Origin of the sequence: Microbacterium sp. NPDC089698, assembly GCF_044749045.1 — a bacterium.
In the GTDB taxonomy this organism is placed as follows: Bacteria; Actinomycetota; Actinomycetes; order Actinomycetales; family Microbacteriaceae; genus Microbacterium.
In genome coordinates this window covers 173,171-188,544 of record NZ_JBIVHE010000006.1, presented here as the reverse complement: position 1 = coordinate 188,544, position 15,374 = coordinate 173,171, and the positions used below count along the sequence as shown (strand labels likewise).

Sequence of the window (15,374 nt, the reverse complement as noted above, 5' to 3'; positions counted from 1 at the left end):
ATCGATCGGAGGCCCCGTGACCGGACCTTCCGCGCGCCTGCTCGCGCTGCTCTCGCTGCTGCAGACCGGATCCGCCCGCACCGGGACCGAGCTCGCCGAGCGCCTCGGCGTGAGCGGTCGCACGGTGCGCGCCGACATCGAGAGGCTGCGCGAGCTCGGCTACCCGGTGGATGCGACGCGCGGCGCGGTCGGCGGCTACCGCCTCGGCGCCGGCGGCTCCCTGCCTCCCCTGCTGCTCGACGACGAGGAGGCCGTCGCGGTGACGGTCGGCCTCCAGGCCGCCGCGGGCATCGCCGGCATCGAGGACGTCCGCGCCCGGGCGCTCGCCAAGATCGAGCAGGTGCTCCCAGCCCATCTGCGACCCACCGTGGAGGCGCTCGGATCCACGGTCGACCGCGGGCAGGAGAACGTCGGCACCGATGCGCCCGACCCCGAGGTCGATCCCGCCGTGCTGCGGGCCGTCGCCGCCGCGATCCGCGACGCCGAGTGGCTGCGCTTCGACTACGAGGACGGCCCCGTGCTCGTCGAGCCGTACCGGCTGCTAAGCTGGCAGCGGCGGTGGCACCTCGTCGCCCGCGATCCACAGGACGGATCCTGGGGAACCTACCGGGTCGACTGGATGTCGCTGCGGATGCCGACGCGACGCCCGTTCGCCCCGCAGCCGCTCCCGGGCGGCGACTACACGGCCTTCGCGATGCGGACAATCGCGGCGAGCGGCTGGAAGGTGCATGCGCGGCTGCGCGTGGACGCCTCGGCGCAGAGCGTGCTCGACCGCATCAACCCGACGGTCGGCGTGGTCGAGCCGCTCGACGCCGACCACTGCGTCCTGGTCACCGGAGCGGACAGTCTCGACACCGTCGCCGCCTACATCGGGATGCTGATGATGGACTTCACCGTGGAGAGCCCTCCGGAGCTGATCCCGCGACTGCGGCTGCTGTCCGAACGCTATGCCAGGGCCGTCGCGGGATCCTGAAGGATCCGCATCCGCCGCGCTCCTGCTGCTCAGCCGCGGCCGTAGCGCGTGACGATCTCCTCGGTGAGCCCGGGCCAGATCCGCTTGTGCTCCTCGCCGAACGGAACGCCGGAGAGGAACGCTGCCGCGACGTCGCGCGAGCGGTCGATGAACAGGAAGCTGCCGAGTGCCCCGAAGTGCCCCGCGGTCTCGGGCGGGAGCGCGTCGCTCAGCCAGTGCGGGCTCTTGACGCCCTTGAGCTCGAAGCCGAGGCCCCACGGGTTGTCCGGGTAGGACCCGTAGCCGGGCACGAGACCGCGCAACCCGGGGTGCGAGACGGTGAGCGCGAGATCCCGCAGCGCGGCGGGGATGAGCACGGGACGCAGCACCTCTCGGCCGAAGATCAGCAGGTCCTCGATCGAGGCGGACGCCCCGGCCGACGGGCGGCCGGTCACGTCGGCGCGCTCCATGCCGAGCGGGAGCGTCACCTCGCGCAGCATCCAGTCCGCGAAGTCCATGCCCACGGCGTCGGCGACGTGCGCGGCGAGCGCATCGAACCCGGCGTTCGAGTAGATACGGCGCTCGCCCGGGGTCTTCTGCGGCTCGGATCCCTCCATCGGCAGCCCGCTCGTGTGATCGAGCAGGTTCAGCACGGTCGCGCCCGCGGGTCCCGCCGGCTCGTCCAGATCCACGAGCCCGCGCTCGACCGCCACGAGGACGCCCCAGGCGGTCAGCGGCTTCGTCACGGACGCCAGCGGGAGCACGGCCTGCGGATCGCCCTGCACCGCGAGGGTCGCGTCGGGCCCGGTGACCCCGACGAGGGCGGTGTGCGGGAAGCCGTCGGTCGCGGCGAAGGTCGTCGTCTCCACGGATCCATCGTCCCATGGGTCCGATGCCCTCCTCCCGCGAGAAACCACCTCCCGCTCGAGACACCACGGCGGTTGTGGGGTCTCGTGTGCGATCTGGTTTCTCGCGGGATCAGGAAGGCCGGGTGAGCGGCGGTTGGAGCACGCCGACGTCGCCCGGCCGGTACAGCTGCGCCGGACGGCCGCCGTCGCGCGCGATCCCGCCGGTGGGCTCGAGGAAGCCGGGGGATCCGGTGACCTTCCGATGGAAGTTCCGGGGGTCGATCTCGGCCCCCCAGACGGCCTCGTACACCGCCCGCAGCTGCGCGATCGTGAACTCCGGCGGGCAGAACGCGCTCGCGAGCGCCGAGTACTCCAGCTTCGCCCTGGCGCGCTCGATCCCATCGGCGAGGATCCGCGCGTGGTCGAAGGCGAGCGCGACCGCGCCGCTCTCGACCTCGGACACCGGCCACCACCGCGCCTGCCTCGCATCGGATCCGGCGAGGGCCTCGCCCAGCCCCGGCGCCAGCGCGAGCCAGGCGACGCTGACCACCCTGCCGCGAGGGTCGCGCCGGGGAGCGCCGTAGGAGCGCAGCTGCTCCAGGTGCACCCCCTGCGTCACGCCGGTCTCCTCCCCGAGCTCGCGGTAGGCGGCGCCCTCGAGATCCTCGTCGTCGAGCACGAACCCGCCGGGGAGCGCCCAGCCCCCGGCGAACGGCTCGATGCCGCGCTCCACGAGGAGCAGCTGCAGCACGCGATCGCGGATCGTGAGCACGACGAGGTCGACGGCGACCGCGGAGGAGAACGGGGACATGTCGTCATCCTACCCGCTTATCGTCATCTTGACATGAATGGGGATGCCGGCTTATCGTCATAGTGACATAAACATCGAGGAGGACATCATGGCCACCATCACCAAGGCCCCGTTCATCCGGCACCTCAGCGCCGCGCCCACCATGCACGTGCAGCATCTGCACCGCGGTTCGGTGCGGCACGCCGGCGCCGGTCAGGCGTTCTGGTTCCGCCCGCTCGACGCCGCGATCAGCGAGATCCCGATGGACGACCGCGAACTGGCCGTCGTCGTCGCGCTGCGCACCGCCGACCTGCAGCAGCTGTCCGCGCCCATCACCGTCACGTACCGGATCGTGGATCCCGCCCTCGCGGCGCAGCGCATCGACTTCTCGATCGACCTGCGCACCGGAGCATGGTCCGAGCAGCCGCTGGACGCCATCGCTGCCCCGCTCTACGGCGCCGCGACCGCTGCGGTGGTGCACCTGCTGGCCGCGCAGCCGCTGGAGCAGGCCCTTCTCAGCGATCTCGCCACGCTCGGCACCCGGGCGACCGGGATCCTCGCGGCCGATGCACGACTGGCCGATCTGGGTGTGGAGATCGTCGGAGTGCGCTTCGCGCTGCTGCGCGCCGAACCCGACGTGGAGCGGGCGATGCAGACCCCCGCACGCGAGGCGATCCAGCAGGACGCCGACAAGGCGACCTTCGCACGGCGCGCACGGGCCGTCGAACGCGAGGCGGCGATCGGCGAGAACGAACTGGCGAACCAGGTCGAGCTCGCCCGCCGCCAGGAGGAGCTTGTGGCCACGCGCGGGCGCAACGCCCGGATCGAGGCGGAACAGGCCGCGGCCGCGTCCGCGATCGCCGCCGAGGCCGAGGCAGGACGCATCCGAACCGCCGCCGAGGCGCAGGCCGACGCGGCGCGCGCGACGGGCGAAGCGGCGGCAGCCGCAGAACGCGCCAGGATGGACGCCGTGCGGGACGTGCCCACCGCGGTGCTCACGGCCCTGGCGATGCGCGAGCTCGCGGGAAACCTGCCCGCGATCGACCACCTCACGATCACCCCCGATCTGCTGAACGACCTGCTCGGACGCCTCGGCGGAGGCCGCTGAGATGGTCGCCCCCCGCGCCGTCATCGTGCATCGGGCGAGCGAATGGACCGAACTGATCGCGCGGCACGGCACCCGCGGTCAGGTCGCGTTCTTCCTCCAGCAGCGCGATCAGTCACCCAGCGAGGTGTCGGCCCGGCACGACGACCTCCACGCGGCCCTCACCGCCGTCGCCGCCGGCATCCCCTCCGACTGGCGGCGCGCTGCGGTCGAGCGCGCCGACCTCCCCCGGTTCGCGTTCGAGCCCGAGGACGTCGTGCTCGTCGTGGGACAGGACGGCCTCGTCGCGAACGTCGCGAAGTACCTCCACGACCAACCCGTGATCGGCGTGGATCCGGCGCCGGGGCGCAATGCGGGCGTGCTCGTCCCGCATGCGCCCGCCGCGACCGCGGCGCTGCTCGCGCGCGTCGGCGACGGCAGCGCGGTGATGCAGGAGCGCACCATGGTCGAGGTGCGCAGCGACGACGGCCAGTCCCTCATCGCGCTGAACGAGATCATGATCGGACAGCCGGGCCACCAGTCGGCGCGGTATCTGCTCGAGGTCGCCGGCGAGACGGAGCGTCAGTCGTCCTCCGGGATCATCATCGGCACGGGAACCGGCGCCTCCGGCTGGTGCCGGTCGATCGCTCGGATCCAGGCTCCGCGACTCCCCCTGCCTGAGCCGACCGAGGAGGCCCTGGCGTGGTTCGTCCGCGAGCCGTGGCCCTCCCCCACCACGGGCGCCGACCTCATCGCAGGACGGCTGGACGGCGACGCGCCTCTCGCGCTGCGGGTCGAGTCGGACACCCTCGTCGCGTTCGGCGACGGGATCGAGAGCGACCGGCTGAGCCTCGGGTGGGGTCAACGGGTGACGGTCGGCGTCAGCCGGCGCACCCTGCGCACCGTGGTCTCCTGAGCCGGCGGCGAGGTCGTGGGCCGGAACCGGGATCCGGATGTCACACATCCGGCCCGGGCGGTGTCTTCATGTTCGAAGGCGCGAGAACCGTGCCGCAGAAGGAGCAGATCATGACGACTCAGGCCCGCATCCCCGCGACCGAGGTGACCGGACTGTACGGCGCCGTGGTGGAGTTCGCCACGAAGAAGATGTTCGGCCGGGTGCCGGACTCGATCGGGGTGCTCTGGCATCACCGCCCCGTGTTCACCGACATGATGAACTTCGGCCGCAAGACCGAGAAGTGGCACGAGCTCGACAAGAACCTGTCGACGCTGGCCACCATGACCGCGGCGGCGACCGTCGGCTGCAGCTTCTGCCTCGACCTGCACTACTTCATGGCCCACGACAAGGGGCTGGACGAGGAGAAGGCCCGCGAGGTGCCGATCTGGCGCGAATCCACTCGGTTCTCGCATCGGGAGCGGCTCGTGATGGAGTACGCCGAGGCGATGAGCCTGACGCCGCCCGCGGTCACCGACGAGCTCTCCGACGCACTGCTCGCGGAGCTGGGCGCCCCCGCCCTGCTCGAGCTCGCCGCGAAGGTCGGCTACCTCAACGCGACGGCCCGGTCCAACATCGCGCTCGGGATCCACTCCGACGGCTTCGCGGACGCCTGCGGGCTCGCACCCCTGGCGACGCGGGGCGAGACCCGCGTAACGTCGCCGGCATGAGCGACGTGAGCCGGCCGGCGCCCGAGGATCCGTTCATCACGCACCGCGGCCTGCTGTTCACGGTCGCGTACGAGATGCTCGGATCCGCGGCCGACGCCGAGGACGTGCTGCAGGAATCGTGGCTGCGCTGGTCCGCCGACGACCGCGGCGAGGTGCTCGATCCGCGCGCCTACCTGGTGCGGATCGTCACACGGCAGGCGCTCAATCAGTTGCGGACGGCCTCGCGCCGGCGCGAGGAGTACGTCGGTCCGTGGTTGCCGGAGCCGCTGCGCACCACGCCCGATGTCGCCGACGACGTGGTGCTGGCCGAGAGCGTCTCGCTCGCGATGCTGACCGTGCTCGAGACCCTCGGGCCGACCGAGCGCGCGGTGTTCGTGCTGCGCGAGGTGTTCGACGTCCCGTTCGACGAGATCGCCGAGGCCGTGGGCAAGACGCCCGCCGCGGTGCGGCAGATCGCGCACCGCGCCCGTGACCACGTCGCCGCGCGCCGCCCGCGCGTCGCGGTCGACGCCTCCGAGCACGATCGCGTCGTGGAGCGCTTCATCGCGGTCATGAACTCGGGCGACGTGCAGTCGCTCATGGACGTGCTCGCCCCCGACGTGGTGTCGGTGACCGACAGCGGCGGACTCGTCCGGCACGCGGCCCGGCGGCCGCTGCACGGAGCGGAGCGCGTCGTGGCGTTCCTGCAGGGCAGCATCACGAAGCTCGACACGGCCTTCGCGGTGGTTCCCCTGCGCGTCAACGGCATGCTCGGCGCGGGGATCCAGGTCGGCGGCGAGCTGCTCGCGGCGGTGAGCTTCGCCGTCGAGGACGGTCGCATCACCCGGGTGTTCTCGGTCGCCAATCCGGAGAAGCTCGCGGGTCTCGACGCCGAGGCGCCGCTCGCCCGCTGACCCGCCGCCGGATCCCGGCGCGCACTCCGGTTTTGGGGCGCACTCGCCCGTTTCGGGGCGCACCATCCCGTTTCGGGGCGCACCACGCCGGGATCTCCCGACCTCACGCGCCCCAAACTGCGGGGATACGCCCCAAACGGTCCGTGGACCCACCGAGCGCGCGGCATCGGATGTCACGTGACCCGTCCAGATCCGGACCGTGCCAACGTTTTGGGGCGCACTCTCCCGTCTTGGGGCGCGCCACGCCGGGATCTCCCGACCTCACGCGCCCCAAGCCGGCGCGAGGCGCCCCAGAACCGAGCACCGCGCGCCCGGGAATCCCGTCGAACTCCGGGCCGGATGCGCGAAGCGCGGTCCCCCGCGAGGGGAACCGCGCTTCGGCGACCGGGATGGCTCAGGCGCCCTTCAGGCGCTCCGAGAGGTAGGCGTCGAGCTCGGCGAGCGGCACGCGCTCCTGCGCCATCGTGTCGCGGTCGCGCACGGTCACGGCGTCGTCGTCGAGCGAGTCGAAGTCGATCGTGACGCAGAACGGGGTGCCGATCTCGTCCTGGCGGCGGTAGCGGCGGCCGATCGCTCCGGCATCGTCGAAGTCGATCGCCCAGTGCCCGCGGAGCTTGTCGGCGACCTCGCGGGCGAGCGGCGAGAGGCGCTCATTGCGCGAGAGCGGCAGCACTGCGACCTTGACCGGGGCGAGGCGCGGGTCGAGCTTCAGCACGGTGCGCACGTCGGTGCCGCCCTTGGCGTTCGGCACCTCCTCCTCGACGTAGGCGTCGACCAGGAAGGCCATCATCGAGCGGGTGAGGCCGAACGAGGGCTCGATCACGTACGGGACGTACTTCTCACCGGACGCCTGGTCGAAATAGGTGAGCGACGACCCGGAGGCCTCGCTGTGGCTGGACAGGTCGTAGTCGGTGCGGTTCGCGACGCCCATGAGCTCGCCCCACTCCTTGCCCGCGAAGCCGAAGCGGTACTCGACGTCGATCGTGCCGGCCGAGTAGTGGGCGCGGTCCTCCTCCGGCACGTCGAACTGACGCATGTTCTCCGGGTTGATCCCGAGGTCGATGAACCAGTCCCAGCACTCCTGCACCCAGTGCTCGAACCATTCCTGCGCCTCGGCGGGCGGCACGAAGTACTCGATCTCCATCTGCTCGAACTCGCGCGTGCGGAAGATGAAGTTGCCGGGGGTGATCTCGTTGCGGAACGCCTTGCCCACCTGGCCGATGCCGAACGGCGGCTTCTTGCGGCTCGCGGTGAGCACGTTCGAGAAGTTCACGAAGATGCCCTGCGCGGTCTCGGGACGCAGGAAGTACACGCCCGACTCGTCGTCGACGACCCCGAGATACGTCTTCACGAGGCCCGAGAACGCCTTCGGCTCGGTGTACTGGCCCTTGGTGCCGCAGTTCGGGCAGGGCACGTCGGCCAGGCCGTTCTCGGCCGGGCGGCCCTTGCGGGCCTCGAAGTCCTCGATGAGGGTGTCGGCGCGGAACCGCTTGTGGCACTGCAGGCACTCGACGAGCGGATCCGTGAAGGTCGCGACGTGACCGGACGCCTCCCACACGCGCTTGGGCAGGATGATCGACGAGTCGAGGCCCACCATGTCGCCGCGGCCGCGCACGAAGGTCTGCCACCACTGCCGCCGGATGTTCTCCTTGAGCTCGGTGCCGAGGGGGCCGTAGTCCCAGGCCGAGCGGGAACCGCCGTAGATCTCACCCGCTTGGAAGACGAACCCGCGGTGGCGGGCGAGGGCGATGACCTTGTCAAGACGGGACTGTTCGGCCACGGTGGCTCCAATGGTCGCGATGATGCGGGGAATGCGCACGAAGAGGCGCGGATCAATCCTATCGGTGCCCTCCGGGGCGTGAGAGGGCACGCAGTCGGCGCACGCCGCAACCGATGTCCGAGGCCCCTGGCACCATGGCCCCCATGGAACAGCGAGTGAGCTTCATCACCCTGGCCGTCGCCGACGTCGCGCGCAGCAGGGCGTTCTATGTGGACGGTCTCGGATGGCAGCCGATCTTCGAAGCGGACGAGGTCCTGATGCTTCCCGTCGCGGAGCGGATGATCCTGTCGCTCTGGAGCGTCGAGGGGTTCACCGCCGAGATCGGGGCGCCGCCCGCACCCGGTATCGCCCCGCTCACCCTGGCCCACAACGTGGCGAGCGACGCCGAGGTCGACGCGGTGCTCGCCGAGGCGGCGGCGCTGGGCGCTCCCGTCACGCCCGCCCTGCACCGCGAATGGGGCGGGTACTCCGGCTACTTCGCAGACCCCGACGGCTTCCGATGGGAGATCGCGATGAACCCCGGCGAGACCGGGGCCTTCGTGCTCGCACCAGCGAGCTGACCTCGCCGGTTCCCCGGTGGGATCCGCCCGCGCTTACCCTGGAATGATGAGCACCGCACAGGAAGCCCGCCCACACGGCGAACGCGACACCCGGTTCTTCGGGCAGCCGTGGGCCCTCGCCCACCTGTTCGGGGTCGAGATGTGGGAGCGGTTCAGCTTCTACGGCATGCAGGGCATCCTGCTCATCTACCTGTACTACTCCGTCACCGACGGAGGACTCGGGCTCGACAAGGGCGTCGCCGGCGGCATCGTCGGCGCGTACGGCGGATCCGTCTACCTGGCGACGATCCTCGGCGCCTGGGTCGCGGACCGGATCCTCGGTTCCGAGCGCACGCTGTTCTTCAGCGCGATCGTGATCATGGCGGGACACATCGCCCTCGCGCTGCTGCCGGGCGTCGTCGGCGTCGGCGTCGGTCTGGTGCTCGTCGCGATCGGATCCGGCGGCCTCAAGGCCAACGCGACCTCCGTGGTCGGGACCCTGTACTCGGCCGAGGATCCGCGGCGCGACGCCGGTTTCTCGCTGTTCTACCTGGGCATCAACCTCGGCGGCTTCTTCGGGCCCATCCTCACCGGCCTGCTGCAGTCGACCCTCGGCTTCCACTTCGGCTTCGGCCTCGCCGCGGTCGGCATGGCCGCCGGGCTCGTGCAGTACTCGTTCGGACGGCGCGGGCTGCCGGCCGAGGCGAGCCGCATCGCGAACCCGCTGCCGCGCAACCGCTACGCGACGGCGGTCGTCATCGCGATCGCCGGGATCCTGATCATCGCCGCACTCGTGCTGACCGGCGTGATCACGGCGGCCAACCTGGCCACGGTCGTGATCATCGCGGCCACTGTCGCGGCGATCGCCTACTTCGCAGTGATCCTCACGAGCCGCCGCATCGACGCGACCGAGCGCTCGCGCGTGTGGGGCTTCCTGCCGCTGTTCGTCACGAGCGTCGCGTTCTGGTCGCTGTACCAGCAGCAGTTCACGGTGCTGACGGTGTACTCGGACGAGCGCCTGAACCGCGACCTGTTCGGCTGGGAGATGCCGGTCTCCTGGGTGCAGTCGATCAACCCGGTCTTCATCATCGTGCTGTCGGGGGTCTTCGCCGCGATCTGGACGAAGCTCGGCGCCCGCCAGCCGTCCACGCCGGTGAAGTTCGCACTCGGCGCGATCATCATGGGCGCCGCGTTCCTGCTGTTCCTGCCGTTCGCCGGCGGGGCCGCGAACTCCACCCCGCTGCTGGCCATCATCGGGATCCTGTTCGTGTTCACCGTCGCCGAGCTGCTGCTCTCGCCGATCGGCCTTTCGGCGGCGACCAAGCTCGCCCCGACCGCGTTCCACACGCAGATGGTGGCGCTGTTCTTCCTGTCGGTCTCGCTCGGCACCGCGATCTCGGGCTGGCTCGTGCAGTTCTACGACCCGCACAACGAGGTCCCGTACTTCTCGATCCTCGGCGCGATCGCGATCGTCGTCGGCATCGGCCTGCTCGTGTCGGTCAAGCCCGTGCTCGCGCTCATGAAGGGCGTGCGCTGACCACGGGTGGCATGCGCTGATTCGGGCTTGCGCTGATTCGGGGCGGCTCCGGTTCGGATGCCCAGGTCGGGACCGGTTCGGGGCGCACCCTCCCGGTTTGGGGCGCATCCCGCCAGGATCCCCCGACCTGATGCGCCCCAAACCGGCGAAGTGCGCCCCGAACTCAGCGCAAGCGTCCGGGAATCAGGCCTGGGTGACCACGCTCTCGTCCAGGTACGTGCCGTCGGCGAGCTGCTCCAGGAGCGGGCGCGCGGTCGGGGCCCAGCCGAGCTCCGCGCGCGCCTTCGCCCCCGAGGCCTGCTCGTCGAGCAGCAGCGCGTCGGCGAACGCCTCGCCGAGCCGCGCGCGCGTCTGCTCGACGCTCTCCGCACGGACGCCCTCTGCCACGCCGGATCCGGATGCGATCGCCTCGCCGATCTCGCGGATCGTCGGGTTCTGTCCGGAGGCGCCGATGTAGGTCTCGCCCGCGCGGCCGTTCTCGAGCGCGAGGACGTACAGTGCGGCGAGGTCGTCGACGTCGACGCTGGTCCAGTGCTGGCTGCCGTCGCCGATCAGGAGAACTCCCCCCTCGGTCGCGTCGGTGAGGATCCGCACGAGGCCGCCCCCGCGGCCGTAGACCGCGGCGGGCGCCACGACCGTGCCGCGGACGCCGGAGGCGCCGAGCACCTTCGCCTCCCCGGCACCGCGCCAGGCCGTGAGAGCGGGCCGGTCGATCGGCGTCTCCTCCGTGATGTCGCTCGCCGTGCCGTAGCTCCAGATCCCGCCGGTGTGCACGAACGGCTTGCCCGTGCCCTCGAGCGCGCCGAGCACGGCGTCGATGAACGCGGCGTCTCCCTCGGGCGTCGATGCCGTGTGGATGACGCCATCCGCCGCGGCCGCAGCCTCTGCCACGCGCGCGGAATCCGAGACATCGCCGATGAGCGCGGTCGCCCCCGCCGCCTCGACGGCGCTCGCCTTCGCCTCATCACGGACGAGCGCGGTCACGGTGTGACCTTCCGCGAGCAGCCGGTCGAGGACGGAAGTGCCGATGTAGCCGGTCGCGCCGGTGAGAAGAACCTTCATGCCTTTCGCGAACGCCGCGCCTTCGTGGATATTCCCGGATCCGGATCCGCTCGTGCCGGCTTCCGGGTCCGGATCCGCTCGCTCCCGGATCCGGGTCCGCCGTTGCTTTCAGGCGTTCGCGCGCCGGAGGGCAGACGGATCCGCGTCGCGCACGGCCGTGAGTCCGGCGAGTCCCAGCGTGATGTCGAGCTCGGCGAGCACGTTGCGGATCACCTCGCGCACGCCGGTCTCCCCGGCGATCCCGAGTCCGTACGCATAGGGGCGACCGAGCGCCACCATCGTCGCGCCGAGCGCGAGGGCGATGAAGACGTCCGCTCCGCCGCGCACTCCGGAGTCGAAGATCACCGGGATGCGGCCGGCGACGCGTTCCACGATCCCCGGCAGCGCCTCCAGCGTCGGCACGGACTGGTCGATCTGGCGCCCGCCGTGGTTCGACACCCACACGCCGTCGAGCCCCGCGTCAACCGCGCGCGCGGCATCGTCGGGATGCACGATGCCCTTGAGGATGAGCGGGAGCGAGGTCCAGTCGCGGGCCTTCACCAGATCCTCCCAGGTGAGGGCGGGCGTGGAGAAGACGTCGAGGAAGGTCTCGACCGCGAGTCGGGGCAGCGGGGAACGCAGGTTCTCGCGCAGGCTCGGCGATCCCGTGACCGCGGCGCCGTTGCGTGCGATCGAGATCCCCGCAGCGATCGTCTTCGCGGTGACCCGCACCTTGGATCCACCGGTCGAGGATCCCGCCCGCGCGCGGACGAGATCCCGGAACACCGGATCCGACGTGTACTGGGCGATTCCCATGCCCCGCGTGAACGGCAGGTATCCGAGGTCGAGGTCGCGCGTGCGCCAGCCCAGCAGATGCGTGTCGAGGGTGATGACGACCGCCTCGGCGCCGGCGGCCTCGGCGCGGCGCAGCAGTGACGCGTTGAGCTCGTCGGATGCGGACCAGTAGAGCTGGAACAGCCTCGCCCCGCCGGGCACCGACGCCGCGACGCGCTCCATCGGGACCGAGGCCTGATTTGACAGCACATACGGCACCCCCATCGCGGCGGCTGCCCGAGCGACGGCCAGATCCGCATCGGGGTGCGCGAGCTCCATGACCCCGAGCGGCGCGAGCAGCAGCGGCGTAGGTCGGTCGACGCCGAGGAAGCGCGTGCCCAGGTCGCGCACGGAGACATCCCGCAGCGGACGCGGCCAGACCTGCCAGCGCTCGAACGCCGCCCGATTCGCGGCGACCGTGCGCTCGGCGCCCGCCCCGCCCGCGATGTAGGCGAACGCCTCCGGGCTGAGCGCGGATCGGGCGGCCTCCTCGAGCGCCGCCGGCTGGGTCGGGACGGCGGGCCGGGCGCCGCTCACGCCCGCGCGGTAGACGTCGGACTGGGCTCGCCGCGCGATCCCCCGCGCAGCGGCCGGATCATCCGGAGCAGTGACGGCACCGACCATGAGACCTCCTCGGGACGACCTCGTCCGCTGACGCTCAGGCTAGCCTGCACCTCGGACGCGGTGGGGTCCTCCTCCCTCTCGGACGGCGTCTGAACCGCGTTTCGGGGCGGGTTCCTCCGTTTTGGGGCGCGTCATGCCCGCCGAGAGCGGCGTGGCGCGCCCCAAAACGAAGGAATGCGCCCCAAACCGAAGGAGGTGCGCCCCAAACCGAACGGGAGAACACGACGCGCCGAGCCCCCGGGGATCTACCGCGTGATCGTGCGACCGTCGGGGTCGCCGGGACCGTGCGGTCGCAGACGCGCGGGGAGCGGCCAGGCCAGGGTGTAGCGCTGGGTCGGCGGGCGCTGCATGTCGCCGAAGTCGTCGATCTTGACCGTGATCCGACCTTCGCCCTCGGGCACGACCTCCACGATCTGCACCCGCAGCGGCCCCTCGGCCTCGCCCTCGAGGACCCACGGATCCGCGAGCCAGCGGATCCCGTGCTCCTCGAGCGCGGCCTCGGCGTCGAGCCAGTCGATCTCGCCGGTGAGCTCGCGTCCGAGCACGTCGACGGCGAGCCAGTCGGCGCCTGCGGGGCGGATCCAGCCCAGGAGTTCGCCGTCCTCACGGCGATGCGGGGTCCAGTCTGCGGGGATCATCCGGCGAGCCTAGCCGACGGACGAGCCACGGCCGGGCGCCGCCAACGCCGCGAGCCGAGGACGAAACGACGCGCGCTCGCGGGAAGCCGCGTCCCGTCCCGCGCGGCCTCCGGCCGTTCTCGCTCGACGCCCCCCGGGAAGGGCCCGAAACGACGCGCCCGCCCCGGCACAGGCCGGGGCGGGCGTCGCATCGCGGAAGCGGCGAGAGGTCACCAGATCGTGACGCGCTCCTCGGGAGCGAGCCACAGCTTGTCCGCCTCGGTCACGTCGAACGCCTCGTAGAAGGCGTCGATGTTGCGCAGGATCTGGTTGCAGCGGAACTCGTTGGGCGAGTGCGGGTCGATCGTGAGCAGGCGGATCGTCTCGGCCTCGCGGCTCTTCTGCTGCCACACCTGCGCCCAGGAGAGCAGCAGGCGCTGCACGCCGGTCAGGCCGTCGATGACGGGCGCCTCCGCGCCGCCGAGCGCGATCTCGTACGCCTTGAGCGCGATCCCGAGTCCGCCGAGATCGCCGATGTTCTCGCCGATCGTGAGGGCGCCGTTCACGTGGTGCTCGGCGCTCAGGCCCTCCGGCACCAGCGCGTCGTACTGCGCGATGAGCGACTTCGTGCGCTCCTCGAACGCGGCGCGATCCTCGTCCGTCCACCAGTCCTGCAGCTTGCCATCGCCGTCGTACCGGCTGCCCTGGTCGTCGAAGCCGTGGCCGATCTCGTGACCGATGACGGATCCGATCCCGCCGTAGTTCGCCGCCGCGTCGCGTCCGGCGTCGAAGAACGGGTACTGCAGGATCGCCGCGGGGAACACGATCTCGTTCATGAGCGGGTTGTAGTACGCGTTCACCATCTGCGGCGGCATGAACCACTCGTCGCGGTCGATGGGCTTGCCCACCTTGCCGATCGTGCGATCGTGCTCGAACTGCGCGGCGCGGCCGGCGTTGCCGACGAGGTCGCCCGCGTCGACCGTGACGGTCGAGTAGTCGCGCCAGACCTTCGGGTGCCCGATCTTCGGGGTGAACGTGTCGAGCTTGGCGAGCGCCTTCTCCCGGGTCTCCGGGCTCATCCACTCGAGCGTGGTGATCGACTGCCGGTAGGCCTCCAGCAGGTTGCCGATGAGCTCGCCCATCGCCTGCTCCGCCGCCGGCGGGTAGTGCCGCTCGACGTAGACCTTGCCGACCGCGTCGCCGAGCGCGCCCTCGACGAGCGAGACGCCGCGCTTCCAGCGCTCCCGGATGGTCGGGACGCCGGTGAGCTCGGTGCCGTAGAAGGAGAAGTTCTCCTGCACGATGTCGTCCGTGAGGTAGGCGGCGAGGCCGTGCACGACCTTGGCGCGCAACCAGGCCTTCCAGTCGTCCAGGCGCTCCGCGGTGAGCAGGGATCCGAGGCCCTCGAAGAAGCTCGGCTGGTAGACGACCGCCTCGGCGAAGGCGTCCGCGCCGGCGGGACCCGCGACCGCGTCCCGCCAGGAGGCGAGGTCGACGCCGACCAGCGTCTGGAACTCGTCCCAGCTCTTCAGGTTGTACGTCTTCACCGCGTCACGGCTCTCGACGTTGTCCCAGTGGTGCCCCGCGATGTCGTGCTCGAGCGCGAAGGCGCGGTCGGCCTGGCCTGCGGCGTCCGCGACGCCTGCGAGGCCCAGGATCCGCTCGAGGTGCGCCCGGTAGGCCGCGCGCGTGGCCTCGAAGCTGTCCAGGCGGTAATAGCTCTCGTCGGGCAGCGAGATGCCCGCCTGCACCACGAACGGCACATAGCGCTCCGGGTTGCCGGGGTCCGGCTCCACGAACACGCCGATGAGGGCGGCGATGCCCTGGCGGTCGAAGGATCCGATGGTCGCGAGGAAGTCGTCGATCGTGGAGATCGCGTCGACCGCGGCGAGGGGCTCGGCCAGAGGAGCGGTGCCGAGAGCGGCGATGCGCTCGGTGTCCATGAAGCTCGCGAACAGGTCGCCGATCTTGCGCGCCTCGGTGCCGGACTCTGCGCCCTGCGCCTCCTCGATGATCGCGCGCACGTCCTTCTCGGACTGATCGGCGAGGAGGTGGAAGGATCCCCAGCGCGCCTTGTCGGCGGGGATCTCGGTCGTGGAGAGGAACGTGTGGTTCACGTACCGGTAGAGGTCGTCCTGAGGGCGGATCGCGGGGTCGAAGTCGCCGATGGCGAGGCCGGAGGGAAGAACGTCGGTCATGAGGCCCAGCCTAT

Annotated in this window: 14 protein-coding genes; 7 read left to right on the top strand and 7 right to left on the bottom strand. The window is 71.2% G+C overall.

Annotated features, from left to right (window positions below; translation table 11 throughout):
- The first annotated feature begins 16 nt into the window (after positions 1-16).
- The gene (locus ACIPY5_RS16265) at positions 17-973 is read left to right on the top strand and encodes a WYL domain-containing protein (protein WP_309341642.1); all 957 of its coding nucleotides are present in this window, start codon (positions 17-19) and stop codon (positions 971-973) included.
- Positions 974-1,002: 29 nt separating this feature from the next.
- Here the strand turns inward: ACIPY5_RS16265 and ACIPY5_RS16260 are convergent, their stop codons facing one another.
- Positions 1,003-1,821, bottom strand: coding sequence for a serine hydrolase domain-containing protein (locus ACIPY5_RS16260; protein WP_400972452.1), 819 nt, complete (start codon positions 1,819-1,821; stop codon positions 1,003-1,005).
- 109 nt (positions 1,822-1,930) lie between these two features.
- A complete protein-coding gene (locus ACIPY5_RS16255; RefSeq protein WP_400972450.1) occupies positions 1,931-2,611 on the bottom strand; it encodes an NUDIX hydrolase in 681 nt (226 codons plus the stop codon).
- An 88-nt stretch (positions 2,612-2,699) separates the two neighbouring features.
- Between ACIPY5_RS16255 and ACIPY5_RS16250 the strand changes: the two genes are divergently transcribed.
- From ACIPY5_RS16250 to ACIPY5_RS16235, 4 genes are all read left to right on the top strand, one after another.
- Complete coding sequence (locus ACIPY5_RS16250) at positions 2,700-3,698, top strand: SPFH domain-containing protein (protein WP_309341639.1); 999 nt, start codon at positions 2,700-2,702, stop codon at positions 3,696-3,698.
- Position 3,699: 1 nt separating this feature from the next.
- Positions 3,700-4,590: a hypothetical protein gene (locus ACIPY5_RS16245; RefSeq protein WP_400972447.1), complete on the top strand. Its 891-nt coding sequence runs from the start codon at positions 3,700-3,702 to the stop codon at positions 4,588-4,590.
- Between the two features lie 110 nt (positions 4,591-4,700).
- Positions 4,701-5,297: a carboxymuconolactone decarboxylase family protein gene (locus ACIPY5_RS16240; protein ID WP_400972445.1), complete on the top strand. Its 597-nt coding sequence runs from the start codon at positions 4,701-4,703 to the stop codon at positions 5,295-5,297.
- Positions 5,294-6,190, top strand: a complete 897-nt coding sequence (locus ACIPY5_RS16235) for an RNA polymerase sigma-70 factor (RefSeq protein WP_400972443.1) — start codon at positions 5,294-5,296, stop codon at positions 6,188-6,190. The genes ACIPY5_RS16240 and ACIPY5_RS16235 overlap by 4 nt, the downstream gene beginning before the upstream one ends.
- A gap of 394 nt (positions 6,191-6,584) precedes the next feature.
- Here the strand turns inward: ACIPY5_RS16235 and ACIPY5_RS16230 are convergent, their stop codons facing one another.
- On the bottom strand, positions 6,585-7,970 hold the full coding sequence (locus ACIPY5_RS16230) for a glycine--tRNA ligase (RefSeq protein ID WP_400972441.1): 1,386 nt from the start codon (positions 7,968-7,970) through the stop codon (positions 6,585-6,587).
- A gap of 143 nt (positions 7,971-8,113) precedes the next feature.
- Here ACIPY5_RS16230 and ACIPY5_RS16225 point away from each other — a divergent pair, with 143 nt between their 5' ends.
- Entirely contained in the window at positions 8,114-8,530 is a 417-nt protein-coding gene (locus ACIPY5_RS16225; RefSeq protein ID WP_309339661.1) for a VOC family protein, read from the top strand.
- Between the two features lie 46 nt (positions 8,531-8,576).
- Entirely contained in the window at positions 8,577-10,046 is a 1,470-nt protein-coding gene (locus ACIPY5_RS16220) for a peptide MFS transporter (RefSeq protein ID WP_400972439.1), read from the top strand.
- 183 nt (positions 10,047-10,229) lie between these two features.
- On the opposite strand, the gene ACIPY5_RS16215 is transcribed toward ACIPY5_RS16220, so the two are convergent.
- The 4 genes from ACIPY5_RS16215 to ACIPY5_RS16200 all read right to left on the bottom strand — a co-directional run bounded on the left by ACIPY5_RS16215 (position 10,230) and on the right by ACIPY5_RS16200 (position 15,360).
- Entirely contained in the window at positions 10,230-11,108 is an 879-nt protein-coding gene (locus ACIPY5_RS16215; protein WP_400972437.1) for an NAD(P)H-binding protein, read from the bottom strand.
- 108 nt (positions 11,109-11,216) lie between these two features.
- The gene (locus ACIPY5_RS16210; protein ID WP_400972435.1) at positions 11,217-12,545 is read right to left on the bottom strand and encodes an alpha-hydroxy-acid oxidizing protein; all 1,329 of its coding nucleotides are present in this window, start codon (positions 12,543-12,545) and stop codon (positions 11,217-11,219) included.
- 245 nt (positions 12,546-12,790) lie between these two features.
- A complete protein-coding gene (locus ACIPY5_RS16205; RefSeq protein WP_309339667.1) occupies positions 12,791-13,183 on the bottom strand; it encodes a hypothetical protein in 393 nt (130 codons plus the stop codon).
- A 209-nt stretch (positions 13,184-13,392) separates the two neighbouring features.
- A complete protein-coding gene (locus ACIPY5_RS16200; RefSeq protein WP_400972432.1) occupies positions 13,393-15,360 on the bottom strand; it encodes a M13 family metallopeptidase in 1,968 nt (655 codons plus the stop codon).
- Positions 15,361-15,374: the final 14 nt, after the last annotated feature.